Origin of the sequence: Lysinibacillus sp. 1 U-2021 (assembly GCF_029916965.1) — a bacterium.
GTDB lineage: Bacteria > Bacillota > Bacilli > Bacillales_A > Planococcaceae > Lysinibacillus > Lysinibacillus capsici.
Genome location: NZ_CP123966.1, coordinates 3322955 through 3337647, shown reverse-complemented (window position 1 = coordinate 3337647; position 14693 = coordinate 3322955). Strand labels below are relative to the sequence as shown.

13 protein-coding genes and 1 other annotated feature are annotated in these 14693 nt (G+C 39.3%); all 13 genes read right to left on the bottom strand.

All coding sequences use genetic code 11. From position 1 onward, the window contains the following. Complete coding sequence (gene rlmB, locus QH639_RS17210; protein WP_131521813.1) at positions 1-753, bottom strand: 23S rRNA (guanosine(2251)-2'-O)-methyltransferase RlmB; 753 nt, start codon at positions 751-753, stop codon at positions 1-3. Beyond that, positions 753-1193 carry a Mini-ribonuclease 3 gene (locus QH639_RS17205; protein ID WP_175400791.1) on the bottom strand — a complete coding sequence of 147 codons (441 nt, stop codon included), beginning with the start codon at positions 1191-1193 and terminating at the stop codon, positions 753-755. The genes rlmB and QH639_RS17205 overlap by 1 nt, the downstream gene beginning before the upstream one ends. After that, entirely contained in the window at positions 1178-2578 is a 1401-nt protein-coding gene (gene cysS / locus QH639_RS17200) for a cysteine--tRNA ligase (RefSeq protein ID WP_131521812.1), read from the bottom strand. The genes QH639_RS17205 and cysS overlap by 16 nt, the downstream gene beginning before the upstream one ends. Positions 2579-2638: 60 nt before the next feature. Then, positions 2639-2857: a binding site (T-box leader), on the bottom strand. A gap of 50 nt (positions 2858-2907) precedes the next feature. After that, positions 2908-4368, bottom strand: coding sequence for a glutamate--tRNA ligase (gene gltX, locus QH639_RS17195; protein WP_131521811.1), 1461 nt, complete (start codon positions 4366-4368; stop codon positions 2908-2910). A gap of 90 nt (positions 4369-4458) precedes the next feature. After that, positions 4459-4935 (bottom strand): 2-C-methyl-D-erythritol 2,4-cyclodiphosphate synthase, encoded by a 477-nt coding sequence (gene ispF, locus QH639_RS17190; RefSeq protein ID WP_131521810.1) that lies wholly within the window; start codon positions 4933-4935, stop codon positions 4459-4461. Between the two features lie 141 nt (positions 4936-5076). Then, positions 5077-6018 carry a serine O-acetyltransferase EpsC gene (epsC, locus tag QH639_RS17185; protein ID WP_131521809.1) on the bottom strand — a complete coding sequence of 314 codons (942 nt, stop codon included), beginning with the start codon at positions 6016-6018 and terminating at the stop codon, positions 5077-5079. Between the two features lie 302 nt (positions 6019-6320). Next, positions 6321-7016: a 2-C-methyl-D-erythritol 4-phosphate cytidylyltransferase gene (ispD, locus tag QH639_RS17180; protein ID WP_131521808.1), complete on the bottom strand. Its 696-nt coding sequence runs from the start codon at positions 7014-7016 to the stop codon at positions 6321-6323. Between the two features lie 11 nt (positions 7017-7027). Beyond that, on the bottom strand, positions 7028-8113 hold the full coding sequence (locus tag QH639_RS17175) for a PIN/TRAM domain-containing protein (protein WP_131521807.1): 1086 nt from the start codon (positions 8111-8113) through the stop codon (positions 7028-7030). Positions 8114-8395: 282 nt separating this feature from the next. Next, entirely contained in the window at positions 8396-9772 is a 1377-nt protein-coding gene (gene radA, locus QH639_RS17170) for a DNA repair protein RadA (RefSeq protein ID WP_281114854.1), read from the bottom strand. A 91-nt stretch (positions 9773-9863) separates the two neighbouring features. Further along, complete coding sequence (locus tag QH639_RS17165; protein WP_016992144.1) at positions 9864-12308, bottom strand: ATP-dependent Clp protease ATP-binding subunit; 2445 nt, start codon at positions 12306-12308, stop codon at positions 9864-9866. After that, the gene (gene mcsB, locus QH639_RS17160) at positions 12298-13407 is read right to left on the bottom strand and encodes a protein-arginine kinase McsB (RefSeq protein ID WP_131521806.1); all 1110 of its coding nucleotides are present in this window, start codon (positions 13405-13407) and stop codon (positions 12298-12300) included. Before mcsB ends, QH639_RS17165 begins: the two co-directional genes overlap by 11 nt. Further along, positions 13404-13946 carry a UvrB/UvrC motif-containing protein gene (locus QH639_RS17155; RefSeq protein ID WP_004233574.1) on the bottom strand — a complete coding sequence of 181 codons (543 nt, stop codon included), beginning with the start codon at positions 13944-13946 and terminating at the stop codon, positions 13404-13406. The genes mcsB and QH639_RS17155 overlap by 4 nt, the downstream gene beginning before the upstream one ends. A 13-nt stretch (positions 13947-13959) precedes the next feature. Then, positions 13960-14430 carry a CtsR family transcriptional regulator gene (locus tag QH639_RS17150; RefSeq protein WP_004233573.1) on the bottom strand — a complete coding sequence of 157 codons (471 nt, stop codon included), beginning with the start codon at positions 14428-14430 and terminating at the stop codon, positions 13960-13962. Positions 14431-14693: the final 263 nt, after the last annotated feature.

Below are 14693 nucleotides of genomic sequence, written 5' to 3'. Positions count from 1 at the left end.
TTACTCAATCGCTTCTTGACGTTTACGATACACTTCGTACATTAATAAAGCCGCTGCTACTGATGCGTTCAGTGATGTGACATGCCCAACCATCGGTAAGTGATATAAAAAATCGCATTTTTCTTTTAATAAACGCCCCATCCCTTTGCCTTCACTACCGATAATGATAGCTAATGGTAATGTTGCATCCATTTTTCGATAATCTGCAGATCCCTTTGCATCCGTCCCTGCAATCCATATACCGCGTTCTTTTAATTCATCTATTGTTTGAGCAAGATTGTTTACACGTACAACTGGAACATGTTCAATCGCTCCTGTAGATGCCTTAGCCACTACCGCTGTTAAACTCACTGATCGGCGCTTAGGAATAATAATACCATGTGCTCCTATAGCATCAGCCGTTCTCATAATAGACCCTAGATTATGAGGATCCTCTAACTCATCTAAGATTAAGAAAAAAGGATCTTCCTGTTTATGAGCTGCTGCTGCAAATAAATCCTCAAGTTCAGCATACTTATAAGCGGCAACAGAAGCAACGATTCCTTGATGATTAGCACTTGTTAATTGATCAACTTTCTTTTTTGGAACAAATTGAACGATGACACCACGTTCGCGGGCTAGATCTAGCAGTTCATTGACGCCAGACTTTTTTACTCCTTCTGCAATCCATACTTTATTCATATCGCGGCCTGAACGAAGTGCTTCTAACACTGGGTTTTTACCGGCAATAATTTCACCATTCTGTTCTGCCATTATTTAGACACTCCTTTTGATTCCTCGATTATTTGAATAGCATATGCAATGATTTCGTAGACGCGTTCTAGTTCATTCAATAAATATAAACTACCAAGCACCGCCTCAAAGCCTGAGCTATTACGATAGGTTTGGACATCCGTATTTTTTGGTACAGAGCCGGATTTGGCATTGCGTCCACGACGGAACACAGCCAATTCCTCCTCTGTTAAATAATTTTCATCCATCATGCGATGAACGATCATCGATTGCGCTTTTGCTGAGACGTAGCGAGTTGCCTCTCGATGTAGTGTGTTAGGTTTAACACGACCAGAGCGTAGCAAGTATTCTCGGACCTTTTGTTCCAATACGGCATCACCCATATAGGCTAACGCCAGCGCTTTTAATTGTTTAACATCTTCATTGCGAAGTTTATCCAACTTAATTACCCTCGTTTCCATCTAGTTCCTTGTCGTGTATCTTCTAAAATGATACCTTGGGCTTGCAAATGGTCACGGATTTCATCAGATCGAGCAAAATCACGATTTTTACGTGCCTCGACGCGCTCTTGTAGTAATGCTTCAATTTCTTCGTCTAATAGTTCTTCTTCTTTTGCAAATTCAATACCTAAGACGTCACCTAATACTTCAAAGGTTTCAATAAAGGTTTCTAATACCTTCTTGCAAGTATTGGCTTCATTTAAGTAAATATTAGCAATACGAGCTACTTCAAATAATACAGAAATAGCGTTGGCTGTATTAAAATCATCATCCATTGCCTCTTCAAAATGCGCTTTTTGTTCCGCAATTTTGTTCAGCCATTCTTCTGAATGATCACCTAAGCTTACAGTAGTCGTAAGGCGATGCTTCGCATTGTTGTATGCTGTACGAATGCGCTCTAAACCTGACGCAGCAGCTTCTACTAGGTCCTTCGCAAAGTTAATTGGATGACGATAATGGACAGATAACATGAAGAAACGTAATATCTGCGGGTCAATTTGTTTACGGATATCATTCACAAGAATGAAATTCCCAAGAGATTTGGACATCTTTTCATTATCAATATTAATATACCCGTTATGCATCCAATAACGCGCAAATGTTTTATCATTGTGTGCCTCTGATTGAGCAATTTCATTTTCGTGGTGAGGGAAAGTTAAATCCTGCCCACCAGCATGAATATCAATAGTATCTCCTAAATGTTCACGAGCCATTACAGAACACTCAATATGCCACCCTGGACGACCATCTCCCCATGGGCTTTCCCAGAATATCTCACCTGGCTTAGCAGCTTTCCATAAAGCAAAATCTAGCGCATCATCTTTTTTCTCGCCCGCTTCAATACGAGCACCGATTTTTAAATCGTCAACTGATTGGTGTGATAATTTACCGTAGCCATCAAATTTACGAGTACGGTAATACACATCTCCAGCAGACTCATAAGCGTAGCCCTTTTCAATTAGCACTTGAATAAATTGAATGATATCGTTCATATGCTCTGTCACGCGTGGATGAACATCCGCTTTTTTGCATCCCAGTGCTGTAACATCTTCAAAATAGGCTGCAATAAAACGCTCAGTTAATTCATGCACTTCTTCACCTAGCTCGTTTGCTGCTTTAATAATTTTATCGTCTACATCCGTAAAATTGGAAACAAACTTTACATCATAGCCTTTATACTGAAAATAACGACGTACTGTATCATAAACAATTACAGGGCGTGAATTCCCAATATGGATATAGTTATAAACCGTAGGACCGCAGACATACATTTTTACCTTGCCCTCTTCTAGCGGTACAAAGGTTTCTTTTTGTCGTGTTAATGAGTTAAAAATTTGAATACCCATTGTATTTCACTCTCCTTTTCTGTTGAATAAAAAAGCGCCCCTATCACTCCTAAAAGGAATGACAGAGACGCTCGATTTGCGTGGTTCCACTCTGATTGAAGACAAAAAGCCTTCCACTTTGGACATCCATTAACGGGGATGACTCGATAAAGCCTACTCTCGTTCAGCTTTATGCTCAAAGGTGCATTTCAGTTTTGCCTAGGCTCAGACCACTTTCAGCCGATGATGGTCCTCTCTTAAGAGCATGCGCCACTTACTTCTCCTTATCAACGCTTTTTCAATGTAAATACATTTTACAACGAACGAATGAATTGTCAATAAATTTATCTTTATTGTGCAAATTTTTCTACACGGTCAATTGCTTTCTCTTTACCAATTAAACAAATGGCGTTCGGCAACTCTGGCCCATGTGTTTCACCTGTTGTTACAACACGGATTGGCATGAACAGATTTTTACCTTTATGACCAGTTGTCTTTTGTACAGCTTTAATCGCAGCTTTTACTGCATCTGGTGTAAACTCTTCTAGCTCTTCCAATTGTGCTTTAAATGCCGCCATTACTTCAGGTACTTGCTCTCCTGCTAAAACCTCTTTTGCTTCTTCATCATATTCAATATGGTCGTTAAAGAATAGGCTAGATAATTCGACAATTTCTGCACCAAAGCTCATTTGGTCGTGATAAAGCGCGATTAAATCCGTCGCCCAAGCATGTTGCTCTGCAGTAAGCTCTTCAGGTAATAAGCCTGCTTTTTGTAGGTGTGGTAAAGATAATGCTACCACTTCTTCCAAAGACAATTTTTTAATATATTGATTATTCATCCATGTTAGCTTTTGTTTATCAAACATAGATGGTGATTTTGAAAGACGTTTTTCATCAAACATTTTGATAAATTCTTCTTTTGAGAAAATCTCTTCTTCTCCCTCTGGAGACCAACCAAGTAGCGCAAAGAAGTTAAACATCGCTTCAGGAAGATAACCTAAATCTTTATATTGCGTAACAAATTGAATAATCGATTCATCACGCTTAGATAGTTTTTTACGGTTTTCGTTAATAATTAAGGTCATATGACCAAAGCGTGGATATTCCCAACCAAATGCATCAAAAATCATCATTTGCTTTGGTGTATTTGATAAATGCTCCTCACCGCGGAAAACGTGAGAGATTTCCATAAAGTGATCATCTAAAACAACTGCATAGTTATATGTTGGAATACCATTTGCTTTTACAAGTACCCAATCACCAATATCTTTAGACTCAAATGTAACTTGTCCACGAACTAAATCTTCAAATTCATATGTTACATTTTCAGGTACACGCATACGGATTGTGTATGGCTCACCTGCTGCTTCTTTAGCAGTGATTTCATCTGCTGATAAGTGGCGACATGTACCATCATAAGTAGGAGCAGCTACACCTCTTGCTTTTTGTTCTTCACGAGATGCTTCAAGCTTTTCAGAAGAACAGAAACACTTATAGGCTACACCTTGCTCTAATAGTTTTTCAGCGTGTTCTTTATAAATATCAAGACGTTCCATTTGACGATAAGGCGCATAAGGTCCACCAATATCAATGGACTCATCATATTCAATACCTAACCATTTTAGGTTATCTAGCTGAGATGCTTCTCCGCCCTCTACATTACGTTCAATATCCGTATCTTCAATACGTACAATGAATTTACCGTTATGATGTTTTGCATATAAATAATTGAATAATGCTGTACGCGCTCCACCGATATGTAAATAACCTGTTGGAGATGGCGCGTAACGAACGCGAACTTCTTTCGTCATAATTAAAAGCCTCCTAAATTTTCGATCAAAAATTGACTTTGTTCATTTTACCACTCTGTTACAGGAAATAAAAGCGGGGTTCATCCACATTTATTTCTTGATCAATAGAATTGTTGCCATTGCCGCAATACCTTCCTCGCGACCTGTAAAACCTAATCGTTCAGTTGTAGTTGCTTTAACATTTACCTGTGAAGGCTCTGCATGTAATAATTCAGCGATACGTTGTTGCATCTGTCCAATATAGGGGGCCATTTTAGGACGCTGTGCCATAATGGTACAATCGACATTCCCTAGAGAATAACCCTTATCCTCAACAATCTTCCAAATGTACGCTAATAATTTTGCTGAGTCTGCGTCCTTAAATGCAGGGTCTGTATCTGGAAAATGACGGCCAATATCTCCTTCTCCAATTGCTCCTAGAGCTGCATCTGTGACAGTGTGTAAGAGAACATCCGCATCTGAATGTCCTACTAGTCCTTTTTCATGCGGAATGGTAATGCCACCAATAATTAATGGACGACCTTCTTCAAATGCATGTACGTCAAAACCTTGTCCAATTCGAAACATATTCATCTTCCTTTAATTAATATTTAACATTATCATATCAAAATTTGTCCTAGGTTGTTTGAAAAGCGCTTTAATAATTATCCTCCTATAGCAGTAATGGGCAGTTTAGAAAGCTTCACTCTCTAGACTGCCCCACATTCTTTAAATATGATACTCTATATTTTTCATTTGACTGTTGCTAATATTCGGAGATGGCTGTGAATTATAGACACGTGAATAAGGGGGAACAGAGTGTGTTAGCCAAATATTACTCCCTAAGACGGAATCGTGCCCAATCGTCGTCTCGCCCCCTAAAATAGTAGCACCAGCATAAATGACAACATTGTCAGCAATATTTGGATGACGCTTAATGCCCTTAATTGGATTACCATTTTCATCTAATGGGAAGCTTAGTGCCCCTAATGTTACACCTTGATAAATTTTTACATTCTTACCGATAGTACAAGTTTCACCGATAACGACACCTGTTCCGTGGTCAATAAAGAATGATTCTCCTATTGTAGCCCCTGGATGAATATCGATACCCGTTAATCGGTGCGCATATTCTGACATAATTCGAGGCACAATTTGTACGCCCATTTCGTATAATTCATGTGCGATGCGATGAATATAAATAGCCACAATAGATGGATAGCTTAGCAAAATTTCCTCTGTGGAAAGAGCTGCTGGGTCACCATTATACGCCGCTTGAATATCTGTTTGTAGCACTTGGCGAATGGCAGGAAATCGATTAATCAAATTCATAACAATTTTGTCTGCTTGTTCACGGCAATACTTCTCGCAATTGGCAGGATCACTGTCCTCCATATTATAAAATAATACTTTTTCGATAATATCCCGCAAATCTAATGCTGTTTCACGCAGCTTATTACTGCAAACTACGTTCACCCTTGTTTCATCAATAGGTCTTTTCATATAAATGCCAGGAAACAGCACCTCATGGAAATTATCGATTATTTTTATAACCCGATCCCGTCCATCAAAGCCTATTGAGTTGTCAACGTCGATGTACTGTTTATTTATACTAGTTAATGAACCTGTAATTTCTGGAACCTTTTGATTTAACCAATCATTTAATGACACAATAAACACCCCTCACATCTTTTCATCTATTCTATTACCTTATTAATCATATATCCACTATTTCATTTTACACGTAAAACGATCACAAATGGATAAACCCACTTTATTGGAGCTATTCCAACTTTTTATTCTCTTCCTAAGCCTTCGCTTCTAATTCGACTAGCAAAATGTCATTAGTATCATACATATATGGATGAACAGATTTGGCATTGTGACCATACAATTTTCCCCAACCAAAACAAATAAAAAAGACTATCCATTCTCAAAAAACTACGAATGAATAGCCTCATAAATAATATTTCTTAATGATTGTATGAGCCACGCTTACGCAAGATTGCCTCACCAAATACTAAGTCTTCTTGTGTTGTCATTTTTACATTTTCATAACTACTTTCTACGATGTGTACCTGATGTCCGAGACGCTCCATTAGCATTGCCTCATCTGTCCCAAGAAAGCCTACTTTTTCAGCTACGTCCTCTGCTTCCATAATTAATTCAAAACGGAATGCTTGTGGAGTTTGCACCATCCAAAGGCTTTCTCGATCAACCGTTTCCTCTATAATGCCATTCATTGATACTTTTTTCATCGTATCTTTCGCACGAACCCCTGCAATTGCTGCACCGTGATGATGCGCGTTCTGTACAAGCTTTGCAATGATATCATGCGTAATAAACGGGCGAGCTGCGTCATGGACAAGCACAATATCTACCTGTTGCATCTCTTTCATGCACGAATGAACCGAATGCTGTCGCTCAGCACCCCCATCAGGTAAACCCTTCACTTTGGTAATTCTATAGTCTTCTAGCATTTTTTGAATAAATCCACGTTCTTCTGGTTTTACAGCGAGCCAAATACCTGTGCAAGCGGGATCATGTTGAAACACTTCTAGCGTGTGTACCAGAATAGGTTTCTCTAAAAGCTTTAAAAATAATTTATTTTGCCCTGCACCCATACGCTTCCCACTTCCGGCAGCAGGTAGAACCACTTCATATTGCATTTTCCCACATCCTAATCGTCCTTCGGCTTAGCAAATATCATACGACCTGCCGATGTTTGCAGCACACTAGTAACTGTAACTGTAATTGCCTGTCCGATATAACTACGACCACCTTCAACCACAATCATCGTACCATCATCTAAATAGGCAACTCCTTGGTTATGCTCTTTACCATCCTTTATAACCACAACCTGCATATCTTCACCTGGTATAACTACAGGTTTCACTGCATTCGCTAAATCATTGATATTTAACACTTTTACATGATGGAGCTCACAGACTTTATTCAGGTTAAAATCGTTCGTAACAATGCATGTATCATTGCCCATTTTTTTTGCAAGACGAACAAGCTTTAAATCTACCTCTTGTACATCTTCAAAATCCTCGTCCGTAATTTCAACTTTTGTCTTACGCTCATCTTGTAATTTTTTTAAAATATCTAAACCACGCCGACCTCTTGTGCGCTTTAAGGTATCGGAAGAATCAGCTATATGCTGAAGCTCTGTGAGCACAAATTGAGGTACAACTAATATACCCTCAATGAAGCCTGTTTCAGAAATATCAGCAATTCGACCATCGATAATTACACTTGTATCTAGCAGTTTGTAGCTTCCACGAACCTCCTGAGCTTCAGCACCTTCAGCAGCTTTTTTCTTCGTATTGGTACTACGTAATGTAAAAAGCTGTATGAGCTCATCTCTTTTTCTAAAACCTAGACGGAACCCTAAATAGCCTAATACAAATGACAGGATAATAGGGAGGACTTCCGTAATAACAGGGAATTTTACACTATCAATAGCAAAGCCTAAAAAGTAAGCGACAATCAACCCAATTATTAAACCAAACGTTCCAAATAATAAATCTCCGATAGGAACCTTAAACAGAACTTCTTCCATCCAGCTAATGAGCCTTACAAAGTAATCGGAAAATGCAAAAGATAGTGTAAACAGTAAAAGTGCGCCTAGAGCTACTGATACATAAGGATTATCTAGCCAAGGATTAGATGATAAATGAAGCAATTCGTATAATGGCGGTAAGAAAACAAGGCCCAATGCTCCTCCAATCAGTAAAAACGCAATTTGAACAAATTTTTTCACAAGCTGTCACCTCCTAATTGTTAGTTAAGATTATACATAGTTTACGGTAGAAAATCTTTCATGAGCTCAGTCAAAATCTCATTATTTTTGATGTTGTGAAACAAGGATAAGATAGTTATACAAAATTTTACAAACTTCTATTTTGTTCGTACTAGATGAAATCCTTTATTCATTCATCAGCTATTATTTAGGACGTTTATTCTTTTATATGAGTTTCCGATATTAGCATTAAAAATGAAGGAAAATGCATGTCAGAATAATATCCAACATGCACAACCTCCTTTATAACTCTCTAAAGCATGCATTTAGTGCATCTTTAATCGTTTCTACACCAACAATTTCAATTCCCTGCGGAAATTCCCAACCACCAATATTCGAAGAAGGAATGAAAGCTCTTTTAAATCCAAGCTTCGCCGCTTCAATGACTCGCTGTTCTATACGTGATACCCGACGGACCTCACCTGTCAGTCCGACCTCACCAATAAAGCAATCCGTTGCACGCACTGCCTGATCCTTAAAACTAGATACAATGCTTGTCAACACCGCTAAATCTATTGCTGGCTCATCCAGCTTGACACCACCAGCAACTTTAATATATGCATCCTGAGCTTGTAGCATGAGACCCATACGCTTTTCTAGTACAGCCATTAGCAATTGTACTCGATTTTGATCGACACCTGTGGCCATACGTTTAGGATAGTTAAAGCTTGTAGGCGTAACTAAGGATTGAATTTCAACAAGAATTGGCCTTGTCCCCTCCATTGAGGCTACAATAGTTGACCCCGCCGCACCTTGTGACCGCTCCTGTAAAAATAACTCAGAAGGGTTTAGCACTTCCTTTAACCCACCTTGAAGCATTTCAAATATAGCAATTTCATTTGTAGATCCGAATCGGTTTTTTTGGCTTCTTAAAATACGATGATTATGATGTCTCTCCCCTTCAAAGTACAGTACAGTATCCACCATATGCTCTAAAATACGTGGCCCTGCAATTTGTCCCTCTTTTGTGACATGTCCTACTAGAAAAATAGCAATGCCTTTTGTTTTAGCGATTCGCATCAGCTCAGCTGTACATTCACGAACCTGTGAGACACTACCTGGGGCGCTTGTTACTTCTGGATGAAAGACGGTTTGTATGGAATCGACAATGACAAATTTAGGTTGTACTTCATCAATAGTTTGGTTTAAAAACTCTAGGTTTGTTTCGGAGTATATGTAAAGCTCTTGAGAAATCACTCCTAAACGCTCTGCTCGTAATTTCGTTTGACGAATAGATTCCTCTCCAGATATATAAAGTACGCGATGCCCTTTATTCGAGAGTAATGCGGAGACCTGTAATAGTAATGTTGATTTCCCTATTCCAGGATCGCCCCCAATTAATACTAGAGAACCAGGTACAATGCCACCGCCTAATACGCGATTGAGTTCGCCCATTTCTGTTGCTACACGCGATTCTTCAGTAGCTTCCACTTGGTTAATCGGGATTGCCTTTTGAGTAACTGTAGCAGAATGTTGAAAAGCTCCACGTGGACCTTTAGCAACCATTTCTACTTCTTCCACCATTTTATTCCATTCACCACACCCAGGGCATCTTCCCATCCATTTAGCAGATTCATAGCCACAGCCTGAACATACAAATTTCGTTTTTTTCTTTGCCAAATTGCTTTCACCTCGAATATTTGTTCTTATCCTTAATTGTACAGAAAAAAAGACAGCTTGGCACTTAAAGCCTTACTGTCTTTCCTTGAAATTATTTAGAGATGGATACTCCCTCTTTTTTCTTTACAACAAACTCATCGTTTACGTAATCAATGACAACCTGATTACCCTTTTCTACATTACCTTTTAGTAATTCTTCTGATAATCGATCCTCTACTTGTTTTTGTAATGCACGACGTAGTGGACGAGCACCATATTGAGGGTCATAGCCTTCTTCAGCAATTTTTTCAAGTGCTGCGTCAGTCAGCTCTAACGAAATGTCTTGCTCTTTCAAGCGTTTTGTTAAAGCATTGCCCATCATTGCAATGATTTCTTTTAAGTGCTCTTTTTCTAATGCGTGGAAGACAATCATTTCATCGATACGGTTTAAGAATTCTGGACGGAATGCTTTTTTCAATTCTTCTAACATCGTACCCTTCATGTCTTTATGTTTAGACTCTGCACCGCCTACATTAAAACCAAGGCTCTTTTGGTATTTTAATGCATCCGCACCAACGTTTGAAGTCATAATGACCACTGTATTGCGGAAGTCTACTACACGTCCCTTAGAGTCTGTTAAACGACCATCTTCAAGCACCTGCAATAGAATATTGAATACATCAGGGTGTGCCTTTTCAATTTCATCTAATAAAACGACTGAATATGGCTTACGGCGAACTTTCTCTGTCAGTTGGCCACCATCATCGAAGCCTACATAGCCTGGAGGTGAACCTACCAAACGAGAAGTCGAATGTTTCTCCATATACTCGGACATATCAACACGAATCATCGCATCCTCATCGCCAAACATTACTTCAGCAAGTGCTCTTGCAAGCTCTGTTTTACCAACGCCTGTAGGTCCTAAGAAGATAAATGAACCAATTGGTCGTTTTGGATCTTTTAAGCCTGCTCTTGCACGACGTATTGCACGAGAAATCGCTTCTACTGCTTCTCCTTGCCCTACTACACGTTTGTGTAACTCTTCTTCAAGCTGTAATAACTTCGAAGATTCTTCAGAAGCAATTTTAGCTACTGGGATTCCTGTCCACATTGAGACAACTGCTGCTACATCATCCACAGTCACTTTAGATTCGGCTTTACCTTGCTCTTCTTTCCAATTTTTTCGAGTAGCTTCAATTTCATCCTTCAGCTTTTGCTCTGTATCTCTTAGCGCTGCTGCCTTTTCAAATTCTTGACCTGATACGGCTGCATTTTTTTCAGAACGAACATTTTCAAGCTTATCCTCAAGCGCCTTTAAGTTTGGTGGTACTGCGAATGAGCGTAAGCGTACTTTAGAACCTGCTTCATCGATTAAGTCAATCGCTTTATCTGGTAAGAATCGATCAGAAATATATCTATCACTCATTTTTGCCGCTGCTTCAATCGCTTCATCTGTAATTTTCACACGGTGATGCGCTTCATAACGATCGCGTAAGCCTTGAATAATTAGAATAGCCTCTTCCACTGTCGGCTCATCCACTTGGATTGGTTGGAAACGACGCTCTAAGGCTGCATCCTTTTCAATGTACTTGCGGTACTCATCAAGTGTTGTGGCACCAATACATTGAAGCTCCCCACGTGCTAAAGATGGTTTTAAGATATTTGATGCATCAATCGCACCTTCAGCACCACCCGCACCAATTAATGTATGCAATTCGTCAATAAATAAAATGATGTTGCCTGCTTGGCGAATTTCATCCATCACTTTTTTCAAACGATCTTCAAATTCTCCACGATATTTTGTACCTGCCACAACTGTCCCCATATCTAGTGTCATTACACGTTTGTCACGAAGGATTTCTGGCACTTCGTTATTAATAATTTGCTGTGCCAATCCTTCAGCAATCGCTGTTTTACCAACACCTGGCTCACCAATCAATACAGGGTTATTTTTCGTACGACGCGATAAAACTTCAATAACTCGTGTAATTTCCTTGCTTCGACCAATAACAGGGTCTAATGTACCTTCACGTGCAATTTGGGTTAAATCACGTGCTAGGCTATCTAATGTAGGTGTATTGGCAGCTTGAGCTGCTTGTTGGCCAGATTGTGCATTATCATTATTACCTAATAGCAATAATACTTGCTGGCGAGCTTTATTTAAACCGACTCCCGCATTGTTTAAAACGCGAGCTGCCACGCCCTCACCCTCACGTATAAGCGCCAATAATAAATGCTCTGTGCCGATATAGGAGTGACCTAATTTACGTGACTCATCAACAGATAATTCAATTACCTTTTTAGCTCTTGGCGTATAATGAACGATTGGACCGACATCTTCTTTGCCCTTACCCACTAATTCTTCAATGCCAGCTTCAATCATTTGAGGACTAATATCAATGGCTTCTAACGCTTTCGCAGCAATACCGCCGCCTTCACGTATAAGCCCTAATAGAATATGCTCTGTACCGATAGATTCGTGCTTCCAACGAATAGCCTCTTCCTGAGCAAGCTGTAATACTTTTTGCGCGCGTTGTGTAAAACGATTAAACATCATATAAATCCTCTCCTTTTTCCCCATTTATAGGCTTATTCGCATGTTCTTGAGATAATGTCTCACGAAGCATCTCCGCTCGTACACGATCCCGTTCAGCAGGTGGTAATGCCTCACCTGCATAGTGCTGTAAAAAACCTGGTTGCATACTAACAACACATTCATTTAAAGTCGTTGCTTGTATACCATCAATCAATTGTAAATCTACTCCTAAACGAACATTAGATAGGCAAGTAGCAGCTTCCTCACTTGTTAAAATTCTTGCATGTGTAAGGGTGCCTAAAGCTCGATATACGCGATCTTCTAGCGCAAGCTCTGCCTTTTCCATTAATTTACCTCTTGCATGCCGCTCTTTTTGAATAATCTTTTCGGCGACACTTTGTATATCTGCTAAAATATCTTCCTCTGTCTTCCCAAGTGTAATTTGGTTAGACACTTGATAAACATTCCCTAAATTTTCGCTTCCTTCACCATATATACCTCTTACAGTCATTCCTAAGCGTGTCATGGCATTTATAATTTGATTCATTTGCCCAGTTAATGTAAGGGCGGGTAAATGCATCATGACGGATGCTCGTAGACCCGTACCAATATTCGTTGGACAGCTTGTTAAATAACCAAAAGTATCTCGAAAAGCATACGGTAATACTTTCTCTAGGATACGATCAATCTTATTTGCTTGTTCATAGGCACTTTGAAGTTGAAAACTTGCTGTCATACATTGAATGCGTAAATGATCCTCTTCATTCACCATAATGCTAACGGATTCGTCTTCAGAGAGTAGTATAGAGCCCACTTGCTCTTTTTTAGCCAGTTGCGGGCTAATCAAATGCTTTTCTACAAGAATTTGACGCTGTAAAGGGGTTAAATCCTTTATAGCAAAATAAGCATAATCATTTTGAAGAGTTGGGCTATCGCTGATTGCATGTGTAACGGCCTGTTCCACTTGCAGTGCCTCATTTTCTGAAAACGCTAATGGAAAACGATAGCCATCTAAATTTCGTGCAAGGCGGATCCGTGTACTAATGACGATATCTGAGTAATCATCTTTGATATGCATCCAAGTTGGTGTCGCACGCTCTAAAAACGATTCAATCATCATGTCACATCACCACCTTCAAATTGTAGATGCTTCTCTAGCTCTTTGACTTCATCACGTAGCTTCGCCGCTTCTTCAAACTGTTCTTCATCTACGGCGGATTTCATACGCTTGCGGATATCTTCTATTTGCTTTTTAATAACATACACATTACTGCGAGCACCAGGCATTTTTCCAATGTGTTGTGGACCTGCCTGAATACGATTAAAAAGCTTTGGCAAATGATCTCCAAATGTGTCATAACAGCTTGGGCACCCGAATTTTCCTTCTTTTAAAAATTGCTTATACGAAAATCCACATTGTGGGCATGTTTGCTGTTGTGGTTGTACCTGTTGTTTTTCCCCCACCTTTTGCCATGTAGGAGAGCCAAACCAGTTAGACAATAACTGTTGAATAGATACTGGCTCTTGTTTAAACTCTGCATGAAATGGATGGAATTGTGAGGCGCAGACGTCACAATAATGATGCTCTACTTTTTGCCCACTTTGAACTTGTGTTACTGTAACTGTCGCATTACGTTGTTTACAATGTTCGCATATCATTTCCATCACCTCACTATTTTTGTTGTTCGTATTTTATTGTTGTCAGCATTGCTCGCAATATTTTTGATCGAATGACATCTCTTAATGGGAGATGCAAGTCGATCGTGGAGCGATCAATTGCTGCTAACATTAATTTCGCTTCTCGCTTGGAAATTACCTGCTCATCAATGAGTCGATAAACCAAATCTTCTGCCATTGTTTGTGATGCCCCACCTTCAATTTGCCTGAGAACATCGTCGATTAAATCAATCTGTGAATTCGCGCGGACACGTAAAATTCGAATGTATCCACCACCACCACGTTTGCTCTCAACAAGGTAACCCCGCTCGGCAGTAAATCTTGTATTAATAACATAATTTATTTGTGATGGTACACATTGAAATTTATCAGCGATTTCACTACGTTTAATTTCAATATGCCCTTCTCCACCTAATTCAAGTACTTGCTTTAAGTAACCCTCTATGATGTCTGATATATTACGCATTTTAGGAATACACCTCGCTTGCTTCACTGACTTTGACTATCTTTGACTTTCTTTGAGTATATTATACAAAACGCTTGAAAAAAATTGCAATGATTTCGCCCATAGAAAAGTGGAAAGTCTTGAAAAAGGCTTTTTAAGAGCCGAAAAGAGCCCTTTTTCGATTATTTGTTTACGGTTTAATAATTTCCTTATACACCTAATGTACCCTTATTCGTCATAGAAAAAACGCAAGCATATGCAACTAGCATATACTTGCGTCTATG

Bases quoted from the DNA above. Each gene is read 5' to 3' on its own strand.
- rlmB (WP_131521813.1), bottom strand. From the start codon at position 753: ATGGCAGAACAGAATGGTGAAATTATTGCCGGTAAAAACCCAGTGTTA.
- QH639_RS17205 (WP_175400791.1), bottom strand. From the start codon at position 1,193: ATGGAAACGAGGGTAATTAAGTTGGATAAACTTCGCAATGAAGATGTT.
- cysS (WP_131521812.1), bottom strand. From the start codon at position 2,578: ATGGGTATTCAAATTTTTAACTCATTAACACGACAAAAAGAAACCTTT.
- gltX (WP_131521811.1), bottom strand. From the start codon at position 4,368: ATGACGAAAGAAGTTCGCGTTCGTTACGCGCCATCTCCAACAGGTTAT.
- ispF (WP_131521810.1), bottom strand. From the start codon at position 4,935: ATGTTTCGAATTGGACAAGGTTTTGACGTACATGCATTTGAAGAAGGT.
- ispD (WP_131521808.1), bottom strand. From the start codon at position 7,016: ATGCAATATGAAGTGGTTCTACCTGCTGCCGGAAGTGGGAAGCGTATG.
- QH639_RS17165 (WP_016992144.1), bottom strand. From the start codon at position 12,308: ATGATGTTTAATCGTTTTACACAACGCGCGCAAAAAGTATTACAGCTT.
- mcsB (WP_131521806.1), bottom strand. From the start codon at position 13,407: ATGATGATTGAATCGTTTTTAGAGCGTGCGACACCAACTTGGATGCAT.
- QH639_RS17155 (WP_004233574.1), bottom strand. From the start codon at position 13,946: ATGATATGCGAACATTGTAAACAACGTAATGCGACAGTTACAGTAACA.
- QH639_RS17150 (WP_004233573.1), bottom strand. From the start codon at position 14,430: ATGCGTAATATATCAGACATCATAGAGGGTTACTTAAAGCAAGTACTT.